General features: G+C 62.8%; 21 protein-coding genes. 16 read left to right on the forward strand and 5 right to left on the reverse strand.

Annotated features, from left to right (window positions below; translation table 11 throughout):
- Position 1: 1 nt before the first annotated feature.
- From ACX93L_RS18275 to ACX93L_RS18305, 7 genes are all read left to right on the forward strand, one after another.
- Entirely contained in the window at positions 2-2206 is a 2205-nt protein-coding gene (locus ACX93L_RS18275) for a primosomal protein N' (protein ID WP_459406130.1), read from the forward strand.
- A 119-nt stretch (positions 2207-2325) separates the two neighbouring features.
- The gene (locus ACX93L_RS18280; RefSeq protein WP_459406131.1) at positions 2326-2709 is read left to right on the forward strand and encodes an AGROH133_08824 family phage infection protein; all 384 of its coding nucleotides are present in this window, start codon (positions 2326-2328) and stop codon (positions 2707-2709) included.
- A 261-nt stretch (positions 2710-2970) separates the two neighbouring features.
- Complete coding sequence (locus tag ACX93L_RS18285; RefSeq protein ID WP_459406132.1) at positions 2971-3537, forward strand: F0F1 ATP synthase subunit delta; 567 nt, start codon at positions 2971-2973, stop codon at positions 3535-3537.
- Complete coding sequence (gene atpA, locus ACX93L_RS18290) at positions 3537-5066, forward strand: F0F1 ATP synthase subunit alpha (protein WP_459406133.1); 1530 nt, start codon at positions 3537-3539, stop codon at positions 5064-5066. Before ACX93L_RS18285 ends, atpA begins: the two co-directional genes overlap by 1 nt.
- A gap of 29 nt (positions 5067-5095) precedes the next feature.
- Positions 5096-5974 carry a F0F1 ATP synthase subunit gamma gene (locus tag ACX93L_RS18295; RefSeq protein ID WP_459406134.1) on the forward strand — a complete coding sequence of 293 codons (879 nt, stop codon included), beginning with the start codon at positions 5096-5098 and terminating at the stop codon, positions 5972-5974.
- A 24-nt stretch (positions 5975-5998) separates the two neighbouring features.
- A complete protein-coding gene (gene atpD, locus ACX93L_RS18300) occupies positions 5999-7462 on the forward strand; it encodes a F0F1 ATP synthase subunit beta (RefSeq protein ID WP_169593768.1) in 1464 nt (487 codons plus the stop codon).
- 66 nt (positions 7463-7528) lie between these two features.
- Positions 7529-7936, forward strand: a complete 408-nt coding sequence (locus ACX93L_RS18305; protein WP_459406135.1) for a F0F1 ATP synthase subunit epsilon — start codon at positions 7529-7531, stop codon at positions 7934-7936.
- A gap of 76 nt (positions 7937-8012) precedes the next feature.
- On the opposite strand, the gene ACX93L_RS18310 is transcribed toward ACX93L_RS18305, so the two are convergent.
- From ACX93L_RS18310 to ACX93L_RS18325, 4 genes are all read right to left on the reverse strand, one after another.
- Positions 8013-9626 carry a GMC family oxidoreductase gene (locus ACX93L_RS18310; protein ID WP_459406136.1) on the reverse strand — a complete coding sequence of 538 codons (1614 nt, stop codon included), beginning with the start codon at positions 9624-9626 and terminating at the stop codon, positions 8013-8015.
- A gap of 10 nt (positions 9627-9636) precedes the next feature.
- Entirely contained in the window at positions 9637-10854 is a 1218-nt protein-coding gene (locus tag ACX93L_RS18315) for a mandelate racemase/muconate lactonizing enzyme family protein (RefSeq protein ID WP_459406137.1), read from the reverse strand.
- 62 nt (positions 10855-10916) lie between these two features.
- Positions 10917-12341 (reverse strand): aldehyde dehydrogenase family protein, encoded by a 1425-nt coding sequence (locus ACX93L_RS18320; protein WP_459406138.1) that lies wholly within the window; start codon positions 12339-12341, stop codon positions 10917-10919.
- A gap of 101 nt (positions 12342-12442) precedes the next feature.
- Positions 12443-13342: a LysR substrate-binding domain-containing protein gene (locus tag ACX93L_RS18325; protein ID WP_459406139.1), complete on the reverse strand. Its 900-nt coding sequence runs from the start codon at positions 13340-13342 to the stop codon at positions 12443-12445.
- A gap of 209 nt (positions 13343-13551) precedes the next feature.
- On the opposite strand from ACX93L_RS18325, the gene ACX93L_RS18330 reads away from it, so the two are divergent.
- The 9 genes from ACX93L_RS18330 to ACX93L_RS18370 all read left to right on the forward strand — a co-directional run bounded on the left by ACX93L_RS18330 (position 13552) and on the right by ACX93L_RS18370 (position 22448).
- Positions 13552-14487 carry an L-lactate dehydrogenase gene (locus ACX93L_RS18330; RefSeq protein WP_459406140.1) on the forward strand — a complete coding sequence of 312 codons (936 nt, stop codon included), beginning with the start codon at positions 13552-13554 and terminating at the stop codon, positions 14485-14487.
- Positions 14488-14626: 139 nt separating this feature from the next.
- Positions 14627-15001 (forward strand): ArsR/SmtB family transcription factor, encoded by a 375-nt coding sequence (locus ACX93L_RS18335; protein WP_169593780.1) that lies wholly within the window; start codon positions 14627-14629, stop codon positions 14999-15001.
- A 104-nt stretch (positions 15002-15105) separates the two neighbouring features.
- Positions 15106-16002 (forward strand): LysR family transcriptional regulator, encoded by an 897-nt coding sequence (locus ACX93L_RS18340; RefSeq protein ID WP_459406141.1) that lies wholly within the window; start codon positions 15106-15108, stop codon positions 16000-16002.
- A 190-nt stretch (positions 16003-16192) separates the two neighbouring features.
- Complete coding sequence (locus ACX93L_RS18345; protein WP_459406142.1) at positions 16193-16672, forward strand: formate dehydrogenase subunit gamma; 480 nt, start codon at positions 16193-16195, stop codon at positions 16670-16672.
- Positions 16669-18225 (forward strand): formate dehydrogenase beta subunit, encoded by a 1557-nt coding sequence (locus tag ACX93L_RS18350; RefSeq protein ID WP_459406143.1) that lies wholly within the window; start codon positions 16669-16671, stop codon positions 18223-18225. Before ACX93L_RS18345 ends, ACX93L_RS18350 begins: the two co-directional genes overlap by 4 nt.
- Complete coding sequence (locus ACX93L_RS18355; RefSeq protein ID WP_459406144.1) at positions 18222-18437, forward strand: DUF4287 domain-containing protein; 216 nt, start codon at positions 18222-18224, stop codon at positions 18435-18437. Before ACX93L_RS18350 ends, ACX93L_RS18355 begins: the two co-directional genes overlap by 4 nt.
- Positions 18438-18500: 63 nt before the next feature.
- Positions 18501-21380, forward strand: coding sequence for a formate dehydrogenase subunit alpha (gene fdhF / locus ACX93L_RS18360; protein WP_459406145.1), 2880 nt, complete (start codon positions 18501-18503; stop codon positions 21378-21380).
- A gap of 29 nt (positions 21381-21409) precedes the next feature.
- Positions 21410-22228, forward strand: coding sequence for a formate dehydrogenase accessory sulfurtransferase FdhD (fdhD, locus tag ACX93L_RS18365; RefSeq protein ID WP_459406146.1), 819 nt, complete (start codon positions 21410-21412; stop codon positions 22226-22228).
- Positions 22218-22448: a formate dehydrogenase subunit delta gene (locus tag ACX93L_RS18370; protein ID WP_459406147.1), complete on the forward strand. Its 231-nt coding sequence runs from the start codon at positions 22218-22220 to the stop codon at positions 22446-22448. Before fdhD ends, ACX93L_RS18370 begins: the two co-directional genes overlap by 11 nt.
- 206 nt (positions 22449-22654) lie before the next feature.
- Here the strand turns inward: ACX93L_RS18370 and ACX93L_RS18375 are convergent, their stop codons facing one another.
- Positions 22655-24328: a methyl-accepting chemotaxis protein gene (locus tag ACX93L_RS18375; protein ID WP_459406148.1), complete on the reverse strand. Its 1674-nt coding sequence runs from the start codon at positions 24326-24328 to the stop codon at positions 22655-22657.
- Positions 24329-24515: the final 187 nt, after the last annotated feature.

Below are 24515 nucleotides of genomic sequence, written 5' to 3' on the forward strand. Positions count from 1 at the left end.
CATGAAAGACGATTCGCCCGGACTTTTCGGCCCGCTGCCAACCTCCCGTGTCGTGCCCGTGCTGGTGCCGATGCCGGCACCCGTTGCCTATAGCTATAGCGTTCCGGCCGGAATGGCTGTCGAGGCAGGGTCGATCGTTCAGGTACCGCTTGGTCCGCGACAGGTCATCGGCGTGGTCTGGGACGGACCGGACGGCGGATCGGTCGATCCGAAGAAGCTGCGGCCGATCAGCAAAGTGTTCGATTGCCCGCCGCTCGACAAGGACATGCGCACCTTCCTCGACTGGGTGGCGGCCTATACGCTTTCCCCGCCCGGCTATGTCGCGCGCATGGCGCTGCGGGCACCGGCGGCCTTCGACCCGGAACCGATGGTCGAAGGGTTCCGCTTTTCCGGCGTCGAACCCGAGCGCATGACGCCGGCCCGCCGCAAGGTGCTCGATCTTGCGGTCGACGGGCTGTCCTGGACGAAGAGCGGGCTGGCACACGCGAGCGGCGTTTCGGCGAGCGTGATCGACGGCCTCGCCGCCCAGGGCGTGTTCGAGACGATTTTCCTGCCGCCGCCGCCGCTGGTGGCGCGACCGGATCCCGATTTCGCTGCTCATCGGCTTGCCGGTCCGCAGAAGGAAGCTGCCGACGAAATCCTCGACGGCATCGCCAAGGGCGGCTTTTGTGTCGCGTTGATCGACGGGGTCACCGGTTCGGGCAAGACAGAGGTCTATTTCGAGGCGATCGCCGAGACGCTGCGGCGGGGCAAGCAGGTGCTTATCCTCCTGCCGGAAATCGCGCTCACGGCCAATTTTCTCGAACGCTTCCAGGACAGGTTCGGCTCCAAGCCCGGCGAATGGCATTCCGATCTGGCGACCCGCACCCGCGAGAAGGTCTGGCGGCAGACGGCGACGGGCGAGATCCGCGTCGTCGCGGGCGCGCGCTCGGCCTTGTTCCTGCCCTTCGAGGAACTGGGCCTCATCATCGTCGACGAAGAGCACGATCCAGCCTTCAAGCAGGAAGACCGGGTCTTCTACAATGCGCGCGACATGGCCGTGGTCAGGGCGAGGATCTCCGGCTTTCCCGTCGTCCTGGTCTCGGCCACCCCGTCGGTCGAAAGCCAGGTGAACAGCCAGGCCGGCCGGTATCGGCGCATTCACCTGCCGACCCGCTTTGCCAATGCGGCGCTGCCCGATCTGCATCTCGTCGACATGCGCCGCCATCCGCCGGAGCGCGGCGGCTTCCTGTCGCCCGTCCTGTTGAAGGCGATCGGCAAGACGGTCGAGCGCCAGGAACAGGCGCTGCTGTTCCTCAACCGGCGGGGTTATGCGCCGCTGACGCTCTGCCGCGTGTGCGGTCATCGCTTCCAGTGCCCGCAATGCTCCAGCTGGTTGGTCGAACACCGTTTTCGCGGCCAGATACAGTGCCATCAGTGCGGCTATGCCGAGCCGACCCCGCAGGCATGTCCCGAATGCGGAACGCTCGATCATCTCGTTGCATGCGGTCCCGGCGTCGAGCGGATTGCGGAAGAGGTGGAACGGCACTTTCCCGACGCGCGCACGCTCGTGCTCTCCTCAGACCTCGGCGGGGTCAAGCGGCTGCGGCTCGAACTGGAGGCCATCGCCAACGGGGAGGCGGATATCGTCATAGGCACGCAGCTGGTCGCCAAGGGGCACAATTTCCCGTTGATGACGCTGGTCGGCATCGTCGACGCCGACATCGGGCTTGCCAATGGTGATCCGAGGGCGGCCGAACGCACCTTCCAGCTCCTCTCCCAGGTGACCGGGCGAGCCGGGCGAACCGGACGCAAGAGCCACGGGCTGCTGCAGACCTTCCAACCGATGCATCCGGTGATGCAGGCGCTGGTGTCGGGGGATGCGACCGCCTTCTACGAGCGGGAGATCGCCGAACGGGAGCGGGCGGCTCTGCCGCCCTTCGGCCGTCTGGTCTCCATCATTGTCTCGGCCGATACGCGGCCAGAGGCCGAGACGCATGCTCGTCAGCTCCGGCAGTCGGCGCCCATCGAGCGTGACATCGCCATCCTCGGTCCGGCGGAGGCGCCGCTCGCACTGATCCGCGGGCGTCACCGGTTCCGCCTCCTGGTGCATGGACGGCGCCACAGCGACATGCAGGGCTTCGTCCGGCAGATGCTGGCGAACGGTCCCAAGGAGCGGAAGTCGATCCAGGTCCAGGTCGACGTCGATCCGCAGAGCTTCCTCTAGCGTCTGGCCGGTACCGGCGTTGCGCAAAAGCCGAGAAAAATGCCGCCGGGCCGATACCTCGCCCGTCAATCTTGTGCGATAAGCGCGTCTCTCGATTTGCTTGAAGACGGGGACTGACGATGGAATTCTATTTTCCGACGGAATTCGGCGAGCAGCTGGCTTTCGGTGCCGCCGCAATCGCGGGGGTGATCGGCTTGCTGGTCATGTTCGCACCTGGGCTGACGCTGAGGTTCTTCGCGCTCGAACCGCGCGACATGCGCCCGGACGGCTACGGCGCGGTTCGCTCGGCAGGCGGGCTGATCACCGGAATTTCCGCAACGGCCCTGCTTCTGGCCCAGCCGATGGTCTATCTCGCGTTCGGTGCCGCGCTCGCGCTCGCTGCCTTCGGACGCATTCTGTCGATCATGTCCGATCGTGGCGCGACCGTTCGCAATTTTCTACTTCTGGTAGTGGAGGTTGTTCTTGCAGCGTTGCCGATCGTTTACGTGTTCGGACTGGTCTGACGGGAGCGAGCGGCAGGTCAGGTCGCGGTTTTGCCAATTTGACGCAGAATTCGACAAAATTGCAGCCAAGGCCTTGTCCTAAAGGCTTATTCCGTTAATACGCGTGTTGCGAGTCCAAACTTCCTATGCTAGACGGACCGCGAAATTCGGAAAACGCAAGCGGGCGACCTTTGTGTTTTTCAGGAAAAACCTAACGATTTCAGGGAAATATCGCTTCGGCTGTCGATGCGAAAAGGACCTGGGTCAAAATCAGGGAATATTTTGCCCGTGGCAGACACATCCCAAGTCATTTCAGGTGTGGCGGAGCGCTATGCGACGTCCCTTTTTGAGTTGGCCCTCGAGGCTGGCTCGCTCGACGCGGTCGGCGCCGATCTCAATCGTTTCCAGGCCATGATCGACTCGAGCGATGACCTGAAGCGGCTGGTCGTCTCGCCGGTGTTTTCGGCCGAAGACCAGACCAAGGCTATCGTCGCCATCTGCGAGAAGGCCGGTCTCGGTGGTCTTGTCGCAAACTTCCTGAAGGTTGTTGCCGGCAATCGCCGTCTCTTCGCCGTTTCGGGCATGATCGCCGCCTTCCGGCAGATCACCGCTCGTCATCGTGGCGAAATCACGGCTGACGTGAAGTCGGCTCATGCCCTGTCTTCCGAGCAGGAAAACGAATTGAAGGCGGCGCTGAAGAGCGTCACCGGCAAGGACGTAACGATCGCAGTCACGATCGATCCGTCCATTCTCGGTGGTCTGATCGTCAAGGTCGGCTCGCGCCAGATCGACACGTCTCTTCGCACCAAACTTTCCACCCTTAAGCTTGCACTGAAAGAGGTTGGCTGATGGATATCCGCGCCGCGGAAATTTCCGCAATTCTTAAAGATCAAATCAAAAACTTCGGCAAAGAGGCGGAAGTCTCCGAAGTCGGCCAGGTGCTCTCCGTCGGTGACGGTATTGCCCGCGTCTACGGTCTCGACAACGTCCAGGCCGGCGAAATGGTCGAGTTCCCCGGCGGCATCCGCGGCATGGCGCTGAACCTCGAGGCCGACAACGTCGGTGTCGTTATCTTCGGTTCGGACCGTGACATCAAGGAAGGCGACACCGTCAAGCGGACCGGCGCCATCGTGGACGTTCCGGTTGGTCCGGAACTGCTCGGCCGCGTTGTCGATGCGCTCGGCAACCCGATCGACGGCAAGGGCCCGATCAACGCCACCCGTCGCGCTCGCGTCGACGTCAAGGCTCCGGGCATCATTCCGCGCAAGTCGGTTCATGAGCCGATGTCGACCGGCCTCAAGGCCATCGACGCCCTGATCCCGGTCGGCCGCGGCCAGCGCGAGCTGGTCATCGGTGACCGCCAGACCGGCAAGACTGCCATCATTCTCGACACGATCCTGAACCAGAAGGCCATCCACGACAATGGTCCGGACGGCGACAAGCTGTTCTGCGTCTACGTCGCTATTGGCCAGAAGCGTTCGACGGTTGCCCAGTTCGTGAAGGTTCTCGAAGAGCGTGGCGCTCTCAAGTACTCGATCATCGTTGCCGCTACCGCTTCGGACCCGGCTCCGATGCAGTACCTCGCTCCGTTTGCGGGTTGCGCCATGGGCGAATTCTTCCGTGACAACGGCCAGCACGCCCTGATCGGCTACGACGACCTTTCCAAGCAGGCCGTTGCTTACCGTCAGATGTCGCTTCTGCTGCGCCGCCCGCCGGGCCGCGAAGCTTATCCGGGCGACGTTTTCTACCTGCACTCGCGTCTCCTCGAGCGCGCTGCCAAGCTTTCGGACGAAAAGGGCGCCGGCTCGCTGACCGCTCTGCCGGTCATCGAAACCCAGGGCAACGACGTTTCGGCGTTCATTCCGACCAACGTGATCTCGATCACCGACGGCCAGATCTTCCTCGAAACCGACCTGTTCTACCAGGGTATCCGCCCGGCCGTTAACGTTGGTCTGTCGGTTTCGCGCGTCGGTTCGTCGGCTCAGATCAAGGCGATGAAGCAGGTTGCCGGCTCGATCAAGGGCGAACTCGCCCAGTATCGCGAAATGGCCGCCTTCGCCCAGTTCGGTTCGGACCTTGACGCTGCAACCCAGCGCCTGCTGAACCGCGGTGCACGCCTGACCGAACTCCTGAAGCAGCCGCAGTTCTCGCCGTTGAAGACGGAAGAGCAGGTTGCCGTGATCTTCGCCGGCGTCAACGGCTACCTCGACAAGATCGCCGTCAACCAGGTTGGCAAGTTCGAGCAGGGTCTGCTCTCCTACCTTCGTTCCGAAGGCAAGGGCATTCTCGACGCCATCCGTAGCGACAAGGCCATCAGCGACGACACCAAGGGCAAGCTCAAGGCTGCTCTCGACTCGTTCGCCAAGTCTTTCGCGTAATCGGGGCTCAAGCCAAGGACGGATAACGGATGCCTTCACTTAAGGATCTGAAAAACCGGATCGCCTCCGTTAAGGCGACGCAGAAAATCACCAAGGCGATGAAAATGGTCGCCGCGGCGAAGCTGCGTCGTGCGCAGGAGGCGGCCGAGGCCGCACGTCCCTATTCCCAGCGCATGGGTGCCGTCCTTGCCAACATCGCTCAGGCGGTCGGCAGCGATGACGGTGCGCCGAAGCTGATGACCGGGACCGGCAGGGACGATGTGCATCTGCTCATCGTCTGCACGGCCGAGCGTGGTCTTTGCGGCGGTTTCAACTCGCAGATCGCGCGCTTTGCCCGCGACCACGCCCGCAAGCTCCTGTCGGCCGGCAAGACCGTCAAGATCTTCTGCGTCGGCAAGAAGGGCTACGACAGCCTGCGTCGCGAATTCTCCGCCAACATCGTCGAGCGCACCGATCTGCGCGAAGTCAAGCGCGTCGGTTTTGAGAATGCCGATACGATTGGCCGCAAGGTCATCTCGATGTTCGATAAGGGCGAGTTCGACGTCGCGACGTTGTTCTATTCGGAATTCAAGTCGGTCATCAGCCAGGTGCCGACCGCGCAGCAGCTGATCCCGGCTGCCGCTCCGGAAGCGGTTGCCACGACCGGTGCTGCCGCCGTCTACGAATATGAGCCCGATGCCGGCGCGATCCTCGAGGATCTCATCCCGCGCAATATCTCGGTGCAGATCTTCCGGGCCCTGCTCGAAAACGTCGCCGGTGAAATGGGCGCCAAGATGAGCGCGATGGACAATGCGACGCGCAATGCTGGTGAGATGATCAACAAGCTCACGCTTTCGTACAACCGTCAGCGCCAGGCCCAGATCACCAAGGAACTCATTGAAATCATTTCGGGCGCGGAAGCGCTCTGAGGTTAAGGAAAGAGGGTAAGAAACATGGCTAAGGCAGCTACCCCGAAATCTACCGCGGCGAAGGCCGCAGCCGGCTCCGCAGGCCGGGTTACTCAGGTCATCGGCGCTGTTGTTGACGTTGCGTTCGACGGCGAGCTGCCTGCGATCCTGAACGCGCTGGAAACCGACAACGGTGGCAACCGCCTCGTTCTCGAAGTTGCCCAGCACCTCGGCGAAAACCAGGTTCGCACGATCGCCATGGACTCGACCGAAGGTCTGGTTCGCGGTCAGCCGGTCAAGGATACCGGCGCTCCGATCACCGTTCCGGTCGGTCCCGAGACCCTCGGCCGCATCATGAACGTCATCGGCGAACCCGTCGATGAAGCCGGCCCGCTCACCACCTCCGGCAAGCGCGCCATCCACCAGGAAGCCCCGGCCTACATCGAGCAGTCGACGGAAGCGCAGATCCTGGTTACCGGCATCAAGGTCGTCGACCTTCTCGCTCCTTATGCAAAGGGCGGCAAGATCGGCCTGTTCGGCGGCGCAGGCGTTGGCAAGACCGTTCTCATCATGGAACTGATCAACAACGTCGCCAAGGCGCACGGTGGTTACTCGGTGTTCGCAGGCGTGGGTGAACGTACCCGCGAAGGCAACGACCTCTATCACGAAATGATCGAGTCGGGCGTTAACAAGCACGGCGGCGGCGAAGGTTCCAAGGCCGCTCTCGTTTACGGTCAGATGAACGAACCGCCGGGCGCCCGCGCTCGCGTCGCTCTGACCGGTCTGACGATCGCTGAAGACTTCCGCGACAAGGGCCAGGACGTTCTGTTCTTCGTCGACAACATCTTCCGCTTCACCCAGGCAGGTTCCGAAGTGTCGGCTCTGCTCGGCCGTATTCCTTCGGCCGTGGGCTATCAGCCGACGCTGGCAACCGACATGGGCGCCATGCAGGAACGCATCACCACCACGACCAAGGGTTCGATCACCTCGGTTCAGGCCATTTACGTGCCGGCCGACGACTTGACCGACCCGGCTCCGGCCACCTCGTTCGCCCACTTGGACGCAACGACGGTTCTGTCGCGTTCGATCGCCGAAAAGGGCATTTACCCGGCCGTTGACCCGCTCGACTCCACCTCGCGCATGCTCGACCCGATGGTTGTCGGCGAAGAGCACTACGAAGTGGCTCGTAAGGTTCAGTCGACCCTGCAGCGCTACAAGGCTCTCCAGGACATCATCGCCATCCTCGGCATGGATGAACTGTCCGAAGACGACCGTCTGGCCGTTGCCCGCGCCCGCAAGATCGAGCGCTTCCTGTCGCAGCCGTTCTTCGTTGCCGAAGTCTTCACCGGTTCGCCGGGCAAGCTGGTTGCTCTCGAAGACACGATCAAGGGCTTCAAGGGGCTCGTCAACGGCGAGTATGACCACCTGCCGGAAGCTGCCTTCTACATGGTCGGCTCGATGGACGAGGCGATCGAAAAGGCCAAGAAGCTGGCTGCTGAAGCTGCCTGATAACGGACTTGGCGCGCGCTTTTCCGGCGCGCGCCGTTCCCGCCTCTATCGAAGAAGTGAACAACCATGGCTGACAATTTCAATTTTGAACTCGTTTCGCCCGAGCGCCTGCTGCTTTCCGAAAAGGTGAGCGAAGTTGTCATTCCGGCAACCGAAGGCGAAATGACCGTCATGGCCAATCACGCGCCGACGATGACGACGATCAAGCCGGGCGTGGTTTCGGTCAAGCTGGTCTCGGGTCAGGTGACCAAGTATGTGGTTTTCGGCGGTTTTGCCGACATCGTTCCGACCGGCTGCACGCTGCTTGCCGAATCGGCTGTCGCACTCACCGATCTCAACCGCGAGACGCTCAGCAAGCGGATCGAAGACGCCCGTGCGGAACTCAAGGCGACCGAGAGCCATGAGCATCGTACCCGCCTCGAGCAGTATCTCGATGAGCTTACCCATCTGAACGGCATCCTGATCGCCGCCTGATCGCAGATCGGCCTTAGCGGGCCAGATAACGAGATTAAAAGAGCCGGGCCTTGGGTCCGGCTTTTTCGTTTTCCGTCTACCTGGCGTCCTCGAGGATCAACTCGGCGCCCTTTTCCGCGACCATCATGGTCGGTGCGTTGATGTTGCCGGCCGTCACGTTGGGGAAGATGGAGGCGTCAACGATCCTGAGACCTGCAAGGCCGTGCACCCGCAGGCGATGGTCAACGACGGCGCGCTGTGCATCTGGACCCATCGCGCAGGTGCCGCAGAGGTGATAGATCGAGCCGCTGTTCTGTCGAAAATAGTCGAGGAGCTGGTCGTCGCTGCTCGCTGAGGGCGAGGGGGAAATCTCTTCCTCGATGATGCCGGCCAGGGCGGGTGCCGCCGCAATTCTGCGAATAAGGTGGCTGCCCTCAAGGGCCTCCGCGACATCATGTTCGGTGGATAGGAAGTTCGGGCGAATCAGAGGCGCCGCGGACGGATCCGACGAAGCGAGGAGGATGTCGCCACGGCTTGTCGGCCTGCACGGATTGAACGCTATCAGGAAGCCGGGATAGGGCTCCGGACGAAGCCCGGCGCCGGGATCGTTCGGGATGCGATAGGACAGCGGATTGAAGTACAGCTGGATATTGGGCCTTGTGGCGTCCGGACTGCCACGGAAGAAGCCGCCGGCCTGATTGACGCTCATCGCGAACGGACCCTTGCCGGCCAGCAGATACTGCAGCCCGAATGCTGCTTGTCCAAACAGGCTTGCAAAGCTGCCGTTCAGCGTCGGCCGATTCGCACGATAGTAGAAGCTGGCGCAGAGATGGTCCTGCAGGTTCCTGCCGACGGCCGGCAGGTGGTGCCGTGTTTCGATGCCCGCGGATGACAGCCGGGACCCGTCACCGACCCCGGAGAGCTGTAGCAGCTTGGGGGTATCCACTGCGCCGGCGGCAAGGATCACCTCCCGACGGGCGGCGAATCTCCGACGCCGTCCCTCCTGGACGACCTCGACACCCTCAGTGCGTCCGTTTGCTGCGAATAGAAGGCGTTGTGCGACGGCGTTTCGTTCGATGGCAAGATTGCTGCGCTTCAGCGCGGGCCTGAGATACTCGGCGCTGGAATGGGATCGCTGTCCGCGGCGCGTGTTGATGTCATAGACGCCGGCACCCTCGATCGTCGGACCATTGAAGTCCATGTTCGCCGGAAGGCCGAGTTCGGCGCAGGCAGCGAGAAACGCATCGCTGACAGGGTGGGTCATGCCGCGCATCGGCGTCACATGGATCGGCCCCTGGTCGCCGTGCCACTCCGACGCGCCACGGGCGTGGGTTTCCAGCTTCTTGAAGTAGGGGAGCACGTCTTCAGCGCCCCAGCCGGGATTGCCTGCCGCCCGCCAGTCGTCAAAATCCTGAACCGCTCCGCGGACGAAGACCATCGCGTTGATCGAACCAGAACCGCCCTGCACCTTGCCGCGCGGCACGTAAAGGCGCCGGTTGGCGAGCTCGGGCTCGGGCTCTGTCGAGTACATCCAGTTGACCCTGGGATTGTAGTAGCTCTTCGCATAGCCGACGGGGATCTTGAACCAGAACGAATCGTCGCTCCCGCCTGCCTCAACGAGCAAGACGCTGTAGCGCCCGTTCTCGGTCAGCCGGCTGGCGAGGATACAGCCGGCCGAACCCGCGCCGATGATGATGAAGTCGTATGTCATGGCCGACGGTTCAGCCCTTTGCCGGCTGGAAGGCTTTGACGTCGACCGGCTCTGCTCCCATCTGCAGGTGGAGACGCTCGCCGGTATAGGGGCTATGTCGCTGCACGACCTCCAGGTCGAGTTCGATCCCGAGGCCCGGCTCCCGCGAGGGGATCAGGTAGCCGTCGTCGAACTGCAACTTGGTCTTCAGCACGTCTGCGTGGAACCCGCCGAAATCGATGATCGCTTCGTGGATCAGGAAGTTGGGTGTGGTCGCCGAAAGCTGGATGCTGGCAGCCGCGCCGACCGGGCCGTTGTAAAGATGCGGAGCGATCTGGGCATAGAAAGCCTCGGCCATGCCGGCGATCTTCTTGGCTTCCAGCAGGCCGCCGACGCGCGCGACATTCATCTGCAGGATCGAGGCAGCCCCGGTCTGGAGAACGCGCTGGAACTCGTATTTGGTGGTGAGCCGCTCGCCGGTCGAGACCGGAATGGATGTTGCCCGAGCCACCTCGGCCATCGCGGCCTCCTGACCCGGCGGTACCGGCTCCTCCAACCAAAGCGGGTCATATTTTTCCAGTCGCTTGGCGAGCCTTATCGCCGAGGACGGAACCATCTGCCCGTGGGTTCCAAACAGGATGTCGGCGCGGTTGCCGATCGCGTCGCGAATCTTTCGGCAGAATTCTTCGCAGCGATCCATGACGCCGAGCGAAAGCTGGTGTCCGGAATAGTTGGTATAGGGGCCGGCCGGATCGAACTTCACCGCTGTGAAGCCCATCTCGACCATACGGACCGCCTCCTCCGCGGCAAGGTCGGGATCGTTGTAGTCGTATTCACCGGCCGCATTCTTCGGGTAGAGATAGGTGTAGGCCCTGAGCCTCTCATGCACCGTGCCGCCGAGCAGGTCTGCGACCGGCCGGCCGGCAGCCTTGCCGATGATGTCCCAGCAGGCGATTTCGAGGCCGGAGACAATGCCCATCATGGTCGGGTCGGGTCGCTGCGTGAAGCCGCTCGAATAGGCGGCGCGCCAGAAGCGTTCAATCCGGTGCGGGTCGTGGCCCAGGAGATAACGCTCGAAGACGTCCTCGATCAGTGGCACCAGCCCGGAAGGATGGAAGGCGCTGTCGTAGAGTTCGCCGACGCCCTTGATGCCGCAGGTTGTCTCCAGTTCGACGAAGATCCAGTACATGCCGCCGACATGCGGCGGCGGAACGGCGACGACATGGGTCTTGAGCGATGCAATCTTCATGGTTGTTCCCCGGGGCAATCTGTTTGTCGTGTTGGGTAGTGAGGCCTCATGAGGCCCGTCGATTAGTGCTTCAGGATGACGAGCCGGGTCTGGGTGAATTCCAGCATGCCGTGCTTGCCGTCGTCGCCGCCGAGGCCGGACCGTTTCCAACCGGCGTGGTAGCCCTGGTAGGGATCGGCGGGGAAACGGTTCACGTAGAGTTCGCCTGCCTCGATCTCCGTCGCGGCCTTCATCACCTTGCGGTAGTTCTCTGTGAACACCACGGAGGCGAGGCCGAACTGATGGTCGCTGGCCAACGCCAGCGCCTCATCGAAATCGCCATAGGGCATGACGGCCAGCACCGGACCGAAAATCTCCTCCCGGACGATCTCCATGTCCTGCCGGCAATGGGACAGAAGCGTCGGCGGGTAGAAATAGCCCTCGCCCGGCGGAATGAAGCCCCCGGCCTCGACCTTCGCGCCGTCATCCTTCGCCCGTTCGACCATATGGTGGACGCGCAGACGCGCTGCGGCGTTGGCGAGCGGGCCCATGTGCTCAGGCACAGCGCTGCGGTCGCCGAAGGTTCGCGCCGAAAAGGCCTCGCGCAGCTTCTGAAGGAGAGCCCCGTAGACCGACTGGTGCACGTAGAGCCGCTCGACGGAGGTGCAGACCTGCCCGCAATGCGCCGTCTTCGCGGCAAGGACCATGCGTGTCACCTCATCGAGGTCGGCGTCCGGCTCGACGATGACGGGCGTCTTGCCGCCGAGTTCGAGCGAGGGCTTGGCGATATTGGCCTTGCAGTATTCGAGAACGGTCTGGCCAGCCGCGACGCTGCCTGTCAGCGCGATCATGCCGACCTCGGGGCGGGTGCACATGACGCCTGCCGTTTCGTGGGACATTGCCATGATGCTGACTAGGCCGGAGGGAAGCCCCGCCTCCTCGATCGCTTCGGCGAACACCATGGCCGACGTGGGCGTGTTGTTGCTCGGCCGGACGACCACCGCGTTGCCGGTGATGAGCGCGGGCGCGATCTTGCGGACCAGCGTGTAGATCGGGAAGTTGAAGGGGATCAGGCAGGCGACGACGCCGATCGGCGCGCGCACCAGCATCAGCGTTTCGTCGGGCGTGTCGCTCTCGATGACCTCGCCTTCTATGCGTCGCGCCCATTCGGCATGATAGCGCATTAGGACGACTGCATAGCTGGTTTCCGCCACAGCGTCCGCGTGGCTCTTTCCGGATTCGCGGGCCAGTGTCTCACCGATCCGGTCGGCCCTGCGTTCGACCGCGTCAGCGAGACGCCGAAGTGCGTCGGCCCGCTCGATGGCCGGCAGCTTCGCCCAGCTTCTCTGGGCGGCTTTCGCCAGATCGACGGCTTCGATCACATCGGCTTCGCTTGCCATCGTGACATGGGCAAAATGCTTGCCGATTGCCGGGTTGACGACCTCGATCGACGGGCGCGCGCCACCTTCGATTAAGCGCCCACCTATGAAGTTGCGATGGATGTTCATCGGCGTTTCCTCCCGCAGCGGATCATCCGCCAAGTAGGATCCGCTACGCCGTCCGGTGCAAGCGAGATATTCTCGGGTTCATCATTCCAAAAAGGAATGTTTCAGAGAGAGGCCGTCTTCCTGGTCGCGGGTTCCTCACCGGCGAGCTCCGTGCCGAGCCACCGGCGGAAGGCGGTGACATTGGCCGTTTCGGGCTGTTCCGTGCGGGTCACGAGCCAATAGGATTCATGTCCCTCGACTTCCACGTCGAGAACCTGCACCAGGCGGCCGCTCTCCATCAGCGGAGCGACCATGGAGCGGTCCGCGACCGTGACGCCGAGCCCGTTGCAGGCTGCCTCGATCGCCATGTCGAGCAGATCGAATTCGAGACCGCCGCGCGTGTCCGTGTTGCTGAGGTTAGCGGCGTCGAGCCAGTGCTGCCAGGTCAGGTAACGCTGGTCGGAAGAGGCGAGCACATGCAGGAAGGTCAGCCCGGAGAGATCTATCGGCTGACCCGAGGTCCGGCCGGCCAGCAGTTGCGGGGCGCAAACGGCGATATGGCGTTCGGTCATCAGCAGCTGCGACTGCAGCAAGGGCCATTCGCCGTCGCCGAAGCGGATCGCGCAGTCGAGAATGCTACGCTCCGTCAGGCTGTCCTGCAGGTCGGTGGTGATGCTGATCTCGATGTCCGGCAGAAAGGCGCGCAGGCTGCCGAGGCGCGGCATGAGCCAGCGCTTGGCGAATGTCGGTGGAACGTTGATGCGCAGCCGGTGGTGGTTGCTCTTTTCCATGATGTTGCGGACGACGAGTTCCACGCCGTGGAATGCCTGCTGCAACGCTTCCAGCAACTCGACGCCCGAGGGCGTCAATTCGAGATGGTGGTGGCGACGGATGACCAGCGTTTCGCCGAGCTGCTCCTCCAGATTACGTACCTGGCGGCTGACGGCGCTCTGGGTCAGGTTCAGCCGGTCGGCGGCGCGGGTGAAGCTGCGGGTCTGGCCCACCACCTCAAAGACCTTCATGGCTGAAAGAGCCGGCAATTTTCGCATGATTGTCCCATCTCGTCCGCGGATCGCTAGGTGTCGTCACATCATTCAAACAAAGGAAGCGTAACGACGTCATGCAGTTTCGCCTCCAGCTTTCTGTCGCGCAAGTCTTCGACTAGGATCAGCGCGCGCCGGACGGCATGGTCGTTTCGGCCAACGGAATTGAACGAGGGAGATCCGGGATCATGAAAGTCGGTATCGTCGGGGCGGGCATGGTCGGAAGTTCGGCGGGCTACGCCCTTGCTCTGATGGGCATTGCCAGCGACCTCGTGCTGGTCGACAAGAATGCCGCCCTCGCCCTTGCTCAGGCGGAGGACATCTCCCATGCCGTGCCCTTCGTCTCGGCGACCACGGTCATTGCCGGGGACTACGATGCGCTGGCCGGGGCACGCGTGGTGATCATCGCGGCCGGCGTCAGCCAGAAACCCGGCGAGGGCCGTCTGGAACTTCTGGAGCGCAATGCCGCGGTGTTTCGCGATGTGGTCGCAGCCGTGCTCAGGGTGGCGCCCGATGCGATCCTGCTGATCGCCTCCAATCCGGTTGACATCATGACCCAGATCGCCACCCGCCTTTCCGGCCTGCCGCCGCAGCGGGTCATCGGTTCGGGCACCATCCTCGATACGGCACGGTTCCGCAGTCTGGTCGGCCGTCATCTCGGGATCTCGCCGCAGTCGGTGCATGCCTATGTGCTCGGGGAGCATGGAGACAGCGAGGTTCTGGCCTGGTCCAGTGCGCGGGCCGGTTCGATCGCGCTCGGCTCGTTTGCCGATCAGGTGGGCAAGCCGCTGACCGAGGACGTCCGGCGATCGATCGATGACGGCGTGCGCAATGCGGCCTACAAGATCATCAACGGCAAGGGATCGACCTATTACGGGATCGGGGCGGGTCTGGCGCGGATCGTCAAGGCGATTGCCCAGGACCAGCGCGACGTTCTTTCGGTTTCCATCGTGACCGCGAAGGTCGCCGACATCGAAGACGTGGCCCTGTCCATCCCGCGGGTGATAGGCGCCGGGGGCGTGATTGCCGATCTCTTTCCCGATCTCGATGACGGGGAGTATCAGTCGCTCAATCGCAGCGCCTCGATCCTCAAGGAACGTGCCGAGTCCGTCCGGGTCGCGTGACGCATGAGCCGGGCGAAACCGGTGTGCCATGGACCTTTCGGACCAAGCTTCGACACAAACCTGCATTATTGGCATTTTCGTGCGCGGCGCGATATCGTATAGGCGATTGCGTATATATCTCACGAGGTCGGACCGCTTCATGAACTTACCGCAGATCAAGGCCGGGATGGAAAAGGAACAGCTCGAAGGCTTCATGTCGAAAGCCCGTGCTGCCAGCACTCTCCTCAAGGCGCTGTCCCACGAAACGCGCCTGCTGATCCTCTGCATCCTGAGCCAGGGAGAGAAGACGGTCGGCGAGATCGAAGGGATCCTGGGCCTGCAGCAGGCGGTGGTGTCGCAACAGCTCGCGCGTCTCCGGCTGGAACAGATCGTTCAGACGCGCCGCGAGGGCCGGCTCATCTACTACATGATCGCCGATCCCGCACTCAACGAGCTGATTTCGGTCCTCTACAGCATGTATTGCGAGCCGCGCACGGTCGTGCCCTTTGCTCCGGTCGCATCTGCCGACGACTGAACCCGGTTCTAGGCGACGGACCTCCGATCTCTCCATGGCATCCCGTCACCGCGCCATTTGCGCCCGGATCGCTTCGGCCCTAGTGTCACGGCCGAGGAGAGCCGATGATCGACAAGCTTGAATTCTTCATCGCGCTGGCGCGCGCCCAGCATTTCGGCCGGGCGGCGGAGGAGTGCGGCATCACGCAGCCGACGCTTTCGGCGGCGATCCGGCAGCTAGAGGATCAACTCGGCGTCATGCTGGTGCAGCGCGGATCCCGTTATCAGGGCCTGACGCCCGAGGGGCAGCGCGTGCTTGAATGGGCGCGCCGGATCGTCGGCGACGCCCGCACCATGCGCGAGGAGATGCGCGCGGCGCGGCGGGGTCTTGCGGGCCACATCCGCATCGCGGTAATCCCGACGGCCCTTTCGATGGTGCCGCGCATCACCGGCCCCTTCCAGGAAAAGCATCCGGACGTGACCTTTTCGGTCAGTTCCCGCACCTCGCTGCAGGTCTTGAGCCTTCTTGAAAATCTCGAGGTCGACGCCGGTATCACCTATCTCAACAACGAGCCGCTCGGCCGCGTGACGTCCGTGCCGCTCTACGAGGAGCGCTATCATCTCATCACCGCCGCCGGCACGCCGCTCAGCGATCGCGGTGAAGTGACCTGGCGGGAGGTCGCCGATCTTCGGCTTTGTCTATTGACGGCCGACATGCAGAACCGTCGCATCATCAACCAGCATATGGCCGAGGCTGGAGCCTCGCCGAAGCCGACGCTCGAATCGAACTCGATGATCGTGCTCTTTTCGCACATACGCACCGGCCGCTGGGCCTCGATCATGCCGCGCAATGTGGCGGAATCCTTCGGCTTTTCCGAAGAGATCATGATGATCCCGATCACCGAACCGGACGCTGCGCATTCGGTCGGCTTAGTCGCGCAATATCGCGAGCCCTTTACGCCGCTGGTGTCGGCCTTGTTGCACGAGGCGCGGCGGCTTTCCGACCTGCAGGCATTTCAATAGAAATCTTCTATCAATTCACGTGACTGCTTTATTGACCGCGCCCGGCTCGCGGGCGCATTCTGTCACAATGTCAAAGAGTTCTGCAGGAAAGCGGACTTCGCCAGCGCGTAAACATTGAAAACCGGCTGACATTCGCTTCTCATTGGCTCCTCTGGTTGGCGATGTTCGTGTCGGTTTGGGAGGGCTGATCATGAATATACGATCATCTGCGGATGATTTGGTTTCCCGCACGCAAGCGATCGTGGCGGAATTGAAAGGTCTGGAAGGACCGCTTCTGCCGATCCTGCATTCGATCCAGGAAAGCTTCGGCTATGTACCGGACGAAGTGAAGCCCGTGCTTGCCGAAGCGCTGAACCTCTCGCGCGCCGAAGTCCATGGTGTCATCTCCTTCTATCACGATTTCCGGACGCATCCCTCGGGCCGTCATGTTCTGAAGCTCTGTCGTGCCGAGGCCTGCCAGTCGCGGGGCGGCGATGCGCTGGCCGATCGCGCCCGTGCGTTGCTCGGCATCGATTTCCACGAGACCACGCCGGACGGCGCCGTGACGCTGGAGCCTGTCTATTGCCTCGGCCTGTGCGCCTGTGCGCCGGCAGCCATGCTCGATGAGGAGCTTCACGGACGGCTGGATGCCGACTGTCTCGAGGCGCTGGTCGGGGAGGCGCGCCGATGAGCGTTACGATCTTCGTTCCGCGTGATGCTGCGTCCGTCGCCGTGGGTGCCGACAAGGTGGCTGCCGCCATCGAGGCCGAGGCGCTCGCCCGTGGTCTCGACGTGACCGTCGTCCGCAACGGTTCCCGCGGGCTGCTCTGGCTCGAGCCATTCGTGGAAGTTCGCACAGGACATGGTCGTGTCTCCTATGGTCCGGTGACCGTTGCCGACGTTGCCGGCCTGTTCGATGCCGATTTCCTGGGCGGTGGTCATCACCCGCTCTGTCACGGGCTGACCAAGGATATTCCTTATCTCGCGCGCCAGACGCGGCTCACCTTTTCCCGCTGCGGCGTGACCGATCCGTTGTCGCTTGCCGATTATCGCCACTACGAGGGTCTGAAGGGGCTCGAAAAGGCGATTGCCATGGGGCCTGCGGCGATCGTCAAGTCCGTCACGGACAGCGGCTTGCGCGGACGCGGCGGCGCAGGCTTCCCGACCGGCATCAAATGGAAGACCGTCGCCGATGCCGCCGGTCCGCAAAAATACATCGTTTGCAATGCCGACGAGGGCGACAGCGGCACCTTCTCCGACCGGATGATCATGGAGGGCGATCCCTTCGTGCTGATCGAAGGCATGGTGATCGCCGGCATCGCCACCGGCGCGACCAAGGGCTACATCTATACCCGTTCCGAATATCCGCATGCCATTCGCACCATGCGGGCCGCGGTGGACATCGCCCGTGCGGCCGGCATCCTTGGCCCGTCCGTTATGGGATCTTCCTACGCCTTCGACATGGAAGTCCGGATGGGTGCCGGAGCCTATGTCTGCGGTGAGGAAACCTCACTCCTCAACTCGCTCGAAGGCAAGCGCGGCATCGTTCGCGCCAAGCCGCCGCTGCCGGCGCTTCAGGGCCTCTTCGGTCGGCCGACGGTGGTCAACAACGTGATCTCGCTCGCCTCGGTTCCGGTCATTCTCGACCGTGGTGCCACCTTCTATCGCGACTACGGCGTCGGCCGTTCTCACGGAACGATCCCGATCCAGCTGGCGGGCAACATCAAGCATGGCGGTCTCTACGAGACGGCTTTCGGCCTGACGCTCGGCGAGCTCATCTATGACATCGGTGGCGGCACGGCGAGCGGCCGTCCGGTTAAGGCGGTACAGGTGGGCGGTCCGCTCGGGGCCTATTTCCCGCCGTCGCTGTTCGATACCGTCTTCGACTACGAGGCGTTTGCCGCCCGTGATGGGCTTATCGGCCATGCCGGCATCGTGGTGTTCGACGACACCGCGGACATGCTGAAACAGGCGCGTTTCGCCATGGAGTTCTGCGCCGTCGAGAGCTGCGGCAAGTGCACTCCCTGCCGTATCGGTTCAACGCGCGGTGTCGAGACGGTCGATCTGATCGCCCGGGGCATCGAACCGGAAAAGAACAGGGCGCTGCTCACCGATCTCTGCAACACGATGAAGTTCGGTTCGTTGTGCGCGCTTGGCGGGTTCACGCCCTATCCGGTGATGAGCGCGCTTCATCATTTCCCCGATGATTTCGCGCCGGTACCGTTGGTGGAGGCAGCCGAATGAGCGGGACGGAGAAAGTGAAAGGCCCGGCTTCTTACTTCCCGTCGATCGAGAAGACCTATGGCAAGCCGATCGCGCACTGGCAGGACATCATCCGGGCCCAGGACGGCAAGGCGCATATGCAGATCGTGGCCTTCCTCAAGGAAACCCACGGTCTCGGCCATGGTCATGCCAATGCGCTGGTCGCCGCGACGCTGGCCGAGCGCAAGTCATAAGCAGAGTTGAAGTTTCACCGCCCGGCCTCGCAGCGTGGCGGAATGATTTACCCGGAGGTTCCCATGTCCCTCGTTTCTGAAATCGACTACGGCACGCCCGCGTCCCGATCCACCGAGACGGTGACGCTCACCATCGACGGCCGCCAGGTCACCGTTGCGGCCGGAACGTCCGTGATGCGCGCCTCGATGGAGGCCGGCATCCAGGTGCCCAAGCTGTGTGCCACCGACATGGTGGATGCCTTCGGCTCCTGCCGCCTCTGTCTTGTCGAGGTCGAGGGCCGCAATGGCACACCGGCTTCCTGCACCACCCCTTGCGCTCCTGGCATGGTGGTCCACACCCAGACAGAGCGGCTGAAGCAGCTCCGCAAGGGCGTGATGGAACTCTATATCTCCGACCATCCGCTCGACTGCCTGACCTGTGCGGCGAACGGCGACTGCGAGCTGCAGGACATGGCGGGTGCCGTGGGCCTGCGTGACGTGCGCTACGGCTACGAAGGCGAGAACCACGTCAAGGCACGGCAGAACGGCGAGGCCAATCTACGCTGGATGCCGAAGGACGAGAGCAATCCCTATTTCACCTATGATCCGTCGAAATGCATCGTGTGCTCGCGTTGCGTCCGTGCCTGTGAGGAAGTGCAGGGCACGTTTGCGCTGACGATCGAGGGGCGCGGTTTCGACAGCCGCGTGTCTCCGGGTGCGCACGAGCATTTCCTGGAATCGGAATGCGTGTCCTGCGGCGCCTGCGTACAGGCCTGCCCGACCGCGACGCTGACGGAAAAGTCCGTGATCGAGATCGGCCAGCCGGAGCACTCGGCCGTCACCACCTGCGCCTATTGCGGCGTCGGCTGCTCGTTCAAGGCGGAGATGCGGGGCGAGGAACTGGTGCGCATGGTGCCGTGGAAGGACGGCAAGGCCAATCGCGGCCATTCCTGCGTGAAGGGCCGCTTTGCCTATGGCTACGCGACCCATAAGGATCGCATTCTCAATCCGATGATCCGCGAGAAGATCTCCGATCCGTGGCGTGAAGTCACCTGGGAGGAAGCTTTCGCGCATGTTGCTTCCGAGTTCCGTCGCATCCAGTACCAGTATGGCCGGGAATCGATCGGCGGGATCACCTCGTCCCGCTGCACGAACGAGGAAACCTTCCTCGTCCAGAAGCTGATCCGGGCTGGCTTCGGCAACAACAACGTCGATACCTGCGCCCGCGTCTGTCATTCGCCGACCGGCTACGGCCTCGGCCAGGCCTTCGGCACTTCGGCCGGCACGCAGGATTTCGATTCGGTCGAATACTCCGATGTCATCATGGTGATCGGCGCCAACCCCTCCGCGGCCCATCCGGTCTTTGCCTCGCGCATGAAGAAGCGCATCCGCCAGGGTGCCAAGCTCATCGTGCTCGACCCGCGCGTGACCGAGACCGTGAATTCCGTGCATGCCAAGGCCGATTTCCACCTGCCGCTCAAACCGGGCACCAATGTCGCGGTCGTGACCGCTCTCGCCCATGTCATCGTCACCGAGGGCCTTTTCGCCGAAACCTTCATTCGCGAGCGGTGCGACTGGTCCGAATTCGAGGACTGGGCCGCCTTCGTGTCGGAGCCGCAGCACAGCCCCGAGGAGACGGAGGCCTTCACCGGCGTTCCCGCCGATCTCGTGCGCGGGGCGGCCCGCCTCTATGCCAAGGGCGGCAATGGCGCGATCTATTACGGTCTCGGCGTCACCGAACACAGCCAGGGTTCGACGACCGTCATGGCGATCGCCAACCTTGCGATGGCAACCGGCAATATCGGACGTCCGGGCGTCGGCGTTAACCCGCTTCGCGGCCAGAACAATGTCCAGGGTTCCTGCGACATGGGCTCCTTCCCGCATGAGCTTCCCGGTTATCGCCATATCTCCGACGACGCGACGCGCGAGACCTTCGAGAAACTGTGGGGCGTCACCCTCAACAACGAGCCGGGGCTGCGCATCCCGAACATGCTGGATGCGGCCGTCGACGGCACATTCAAGGGCATCTACATCCAGGGCGAGGACATTCTGCAATCGGATCCGGACACGAAGCATGTATCGGCCGGTCTCGCTGCCATGGAATGCGTCGTCGTGCACGACCTCTTCCTCAACGAGACGGCGAATTACGCCCATGTCTTCCTGCCGGGTTCAACCTTCCTCGAAAAGGACGGCACGTTCACCAACGCCGAACGCCGCATCAACCGCGTCCGCAAGGTGATGACGCCGAAGAACGGCCTCGGCGACTGGGAGGTTACGCAGAAGTTGGCGCAGGCCATGGGGCTGCCGTGGAACTACAGCCATCCGTCCGAGATCATGGACGAGATCGCGGCTACGACGCCGAGCTTTGCCAATGTCTCCTACGACTATCTGGAAAAGATGGGTTCGGTGCAGTGGCCCTGCAACGAAAAATATCCGGAAGGCTCGCCGATCATGCACGTCAACGGCTTCGTGCGTGGCAAGGGCAAGTTCATCCGCACCGAATATGTCGCGACCGATGAACGCACGGGCCCGCGCTTCCCGCTGCTGCTGACCACTGGCCGCATCCTGTCGCAGTACAATGTCGGCGCCCAGACCCGCCGGACCGAAAACGTCACCTGGCATGCGGAGGACCGGCTGGAGATCCATCCGCATGATGCCGAACAACGGGGCATCAAGGAGGGTGACTGGGTCCGGCTCGCCAGCCGCGCCGGCGAAACGACGCTTCGTGCGCTGATCACCGATCGGGTTTCGCCGGGGGTCGTCTACACGACCTTCCATCATCCCGAGACTCAGGCCAATGTCATCACCACGGATTTCTCCGACTGGGCGACCAATTGCCCGGAATACAAGGTGACGGCCGTGCAGGTCTCGCCGTCGAACGGTCCGTCCGAATGGCAGCAGGATTACGAAGACCTGTCGCGCCAGTCGCGACGTATTGCCGGCAAGCTCGAGGCGGCGGAGTAGGACATGCCAATGGGTGGGGCCGACACGCCATGAAGACCTCCACTTTCGTCCGCGAATTGCAGTTCCGCGACGGCGCGCTTGCCACGGCAAGCCGCGTCGTTCCGGAAGAGGTGCCGATTGCCTTTTCCTATGGAGGGTCGACGCATGCCGTGATGATGGCAACGCCGGCAGATCTTGAGGATTTCGCGTTCGGTTTCTCGCTGACCGAGGCCATCATTTCCGATCGCGCCGACATTGTTTCGCTGGAGGTCGTCGATGCCGGTGACGGCATCGACCTGCAGATCGTGCTGGCCGACCGGACGGCGGCGGCGCTGACGACGCGGAGGCGGCACATGGCGGGGCCCGTCGGTTGCGGCCTCTGCGGCATCGAATCGATCGAGCAGGCGACCCGGCAGGTTCCGTCTGTCGAACATTCGGCCTTTACCATCACGCCGGCACAGATCGCCGAGGCCGTCCGCCTGATCGACGAGGGCCAGCGGCTCAATCGCGAGACGCGCGCCGTTCACGGCGCCGGCTTCTATGTGCCGGGCCGCGGCCTCACCGCCCTTCGGGAGGATGTCGGCCGTCACAATGCGCTCGACAAGTTGGCGGGTGCGGTGCTGAACTTGAATATTGACGGTTCGTCCGGGGCGGTGGTTGTGACCAGCCGGCTGTCCGTGGAAATGGTGCAGAAAGCCGCCGCTCTCGGATCGGCCATGCTGGTGGCCATTTCGGCACCGACGGCGCTGGCGATCCGCACCGCGGAGGCTGCCGGAATGACGCTTGTCGGCATTGCCCGCGGAGAGGAATTCGAGATTTTCACACGACCGGAGCGTATCGTCGCTGGAGCAGTTGCCAATGTCGCATGACACCCACGAAAAAATAGTCCGCATGGCGAACCAGATCGCCACGTTCTTCCTGTCGCAACCCGAAGCGGTGCGCGTGGACGGGGTGGCGAACCATATCAACAAGTTCTGGGAACCCCGGATGCGCCGCCAGCTGTTCGAGCATATAGACAAGGGTGGCGAAGGCCTGTTGCCGCTGGTCATTGAGGCCTCGAAGGTGGTCAACCGCCCGGTTGCAGCCTAAGGCGTCGAACGCTCCCGATAGTTCTGGTTTTCATGGCCGGCTCTGACAAACGTGACGCGAGGTTGGGCTTCGTTCTGCCTGCCGATCCTCTGGGGTGTCTGCATCACCCTGCAGAAGACCTTCGTGCTCTTCGGTTGAGGGCCGACTTCCAACCTGAAAGGGAAAAAGGCGGCGTGAGCCGCCTTTTTCATCGTGCCCGAGCGTGCTCAGGCGGCCGCGACGATCCGGCGTTTGTGCCCCGCGGCGTCGATACGAAATTCCCGCAGCAGACCGTGCAGGCTGTCGGCCTCCCGTGCCAGTCCGTGGCTGGCTGCCGTCGTTTCCTCGACCATGGCGGCATTCTTCTGCGTTGCCTGGTCCATCTGATTGACCGAGTGGCTGATCTCGCGAAGGCTAGCGGCCTGTTCGCGGGCGGCACCCATGATGGCGTTGACGTTCAAGTCGATCTCGCCGACGCGCGAGACGATCTCGCTCAGCGCCGCACCCGTCTTGCCGACGAGTGAAACGCCTGATGACACCTGTTCGCCCGAGGTGTGGATCAGTGTCTTGATTTCCTTGGCCGCGCCGGCCGAGCGTTGCGCGAGCTCGCGAACCTCCTGTGCCACGACAGCGAAGCCCTTGCCCGCTTCACCGGCACGGGCCGCCTCGACGCCTGCGTTGAGAGCGAGGAGATTGGTCTGGAAGGCGATGTCGTCGATCACGCCGATGATGCTGGTGATCTGGCCTGAGGACTGCTCGATCCGGCTCATCGCTTCGATCGCCTGCTCGACGATTTCACCCGAAGACTGAGCGCTTCTGCGCGTCTCGCCGACCAGGCGACCGGCCTCGTCGGCCCGCTGGCTCGCATCGGCGACGGTGGTGGTGATTTCCTCCAGTGCTGCGGCAGCCTCCTCGAGCGCTGCCGCCTGGCGTTCCGTACGCTTGGCGAGATCGTCGGAGGCCTCGCGAACTTCAGCGGCGGCCGAGGCGATGCCTTCCGCATTTCCCGCCACCGTCTGCATGGCTGCGCGCAACTTGGCGATCGCCGAGTTGAAGTCGGCACGGACCTTCTCCATCGTCGGAACGAAGGCCTGCTCCAGGCACTGTGTGAGGTCGCCGTCGGCTACTGCGGTCAGGGCTTCCCCGAGCGCGTTGATGGCGCTCATGCGGGGGGTGACGTCGGTCGCGAACTTCACCACCTTGTAGACCTTTCCGGAAAGGTCGTGGATCGGATTGTAGGTCGCCTGGATCCAGACCTCGCGGCCACCCTTGCCGTAGCGGACGAATTCGTTGGCAAGGAAGCGGCCCTGGGCGAGATCACCCCAGAAAGCCTTGTAGGCCGGGGACGCCACATATTCCGGTTCGCAGAACATGCTGTGATGACGGCCGACAATCTCGGACAGGGCATAACCCGTGGCCTGGCAGAAATTCTCGTTGGCGGACAGGATTTCGCCCGTCGGGGTGAACTCGATGACGGCTTGCGAGCGCGAGATCGCGCTTATCTTGTTGGCGTCTTCGAGTGCACGCCGCTTGGCTTCCGTGATGTCGGTGGCGATCTTGACGACCTTGTAGGGCTTGCCGCCGGAAAAGACCGGGTTGTAGGACGCCTGGATCCAGATTTCCTTGCCGCCCTTGCCGAGGCGCTTGTATTCGCGGGCGTCGAACTTGCCGGCGGCGAGGTCATTCCAGAACTGCTTGTATTCGGCGGATTCCGCGTAGGCCTGTTCACAGAACATGCGGTGATGCTGGCCAATGATTTCCTCGCGCCGGTAGCCAAGCGCGGTGCAGAAGTTCTCGTTCGCATCGAGAATCTTTCCGTTCAGATCGAATTCGATGAAAGCCTGCGACTTGGAAAGCGCAGCGTGTACGTTCTTGTGGTCCTTGCCTGCAAACAGTCCCATTGTCTCACCCTTTGGCCCGATCTCACCGACCGGTGCCTTCCCCGCCATCATCGCGCTTCTGCCGGTTCATCCGGTCAGGAGAGAAGCGAATACACGCAATGATGGCAACCGCAGGCTTAACAATCGTCTAATTTTGCTGGTGAATTTTTGTATTTTCTAAAAAGCAAAAATTTGCAGAAACGAAAAA

It is taken from the genome of Rhizobium sp. CAU 1783, assembly GCF_054551725.1.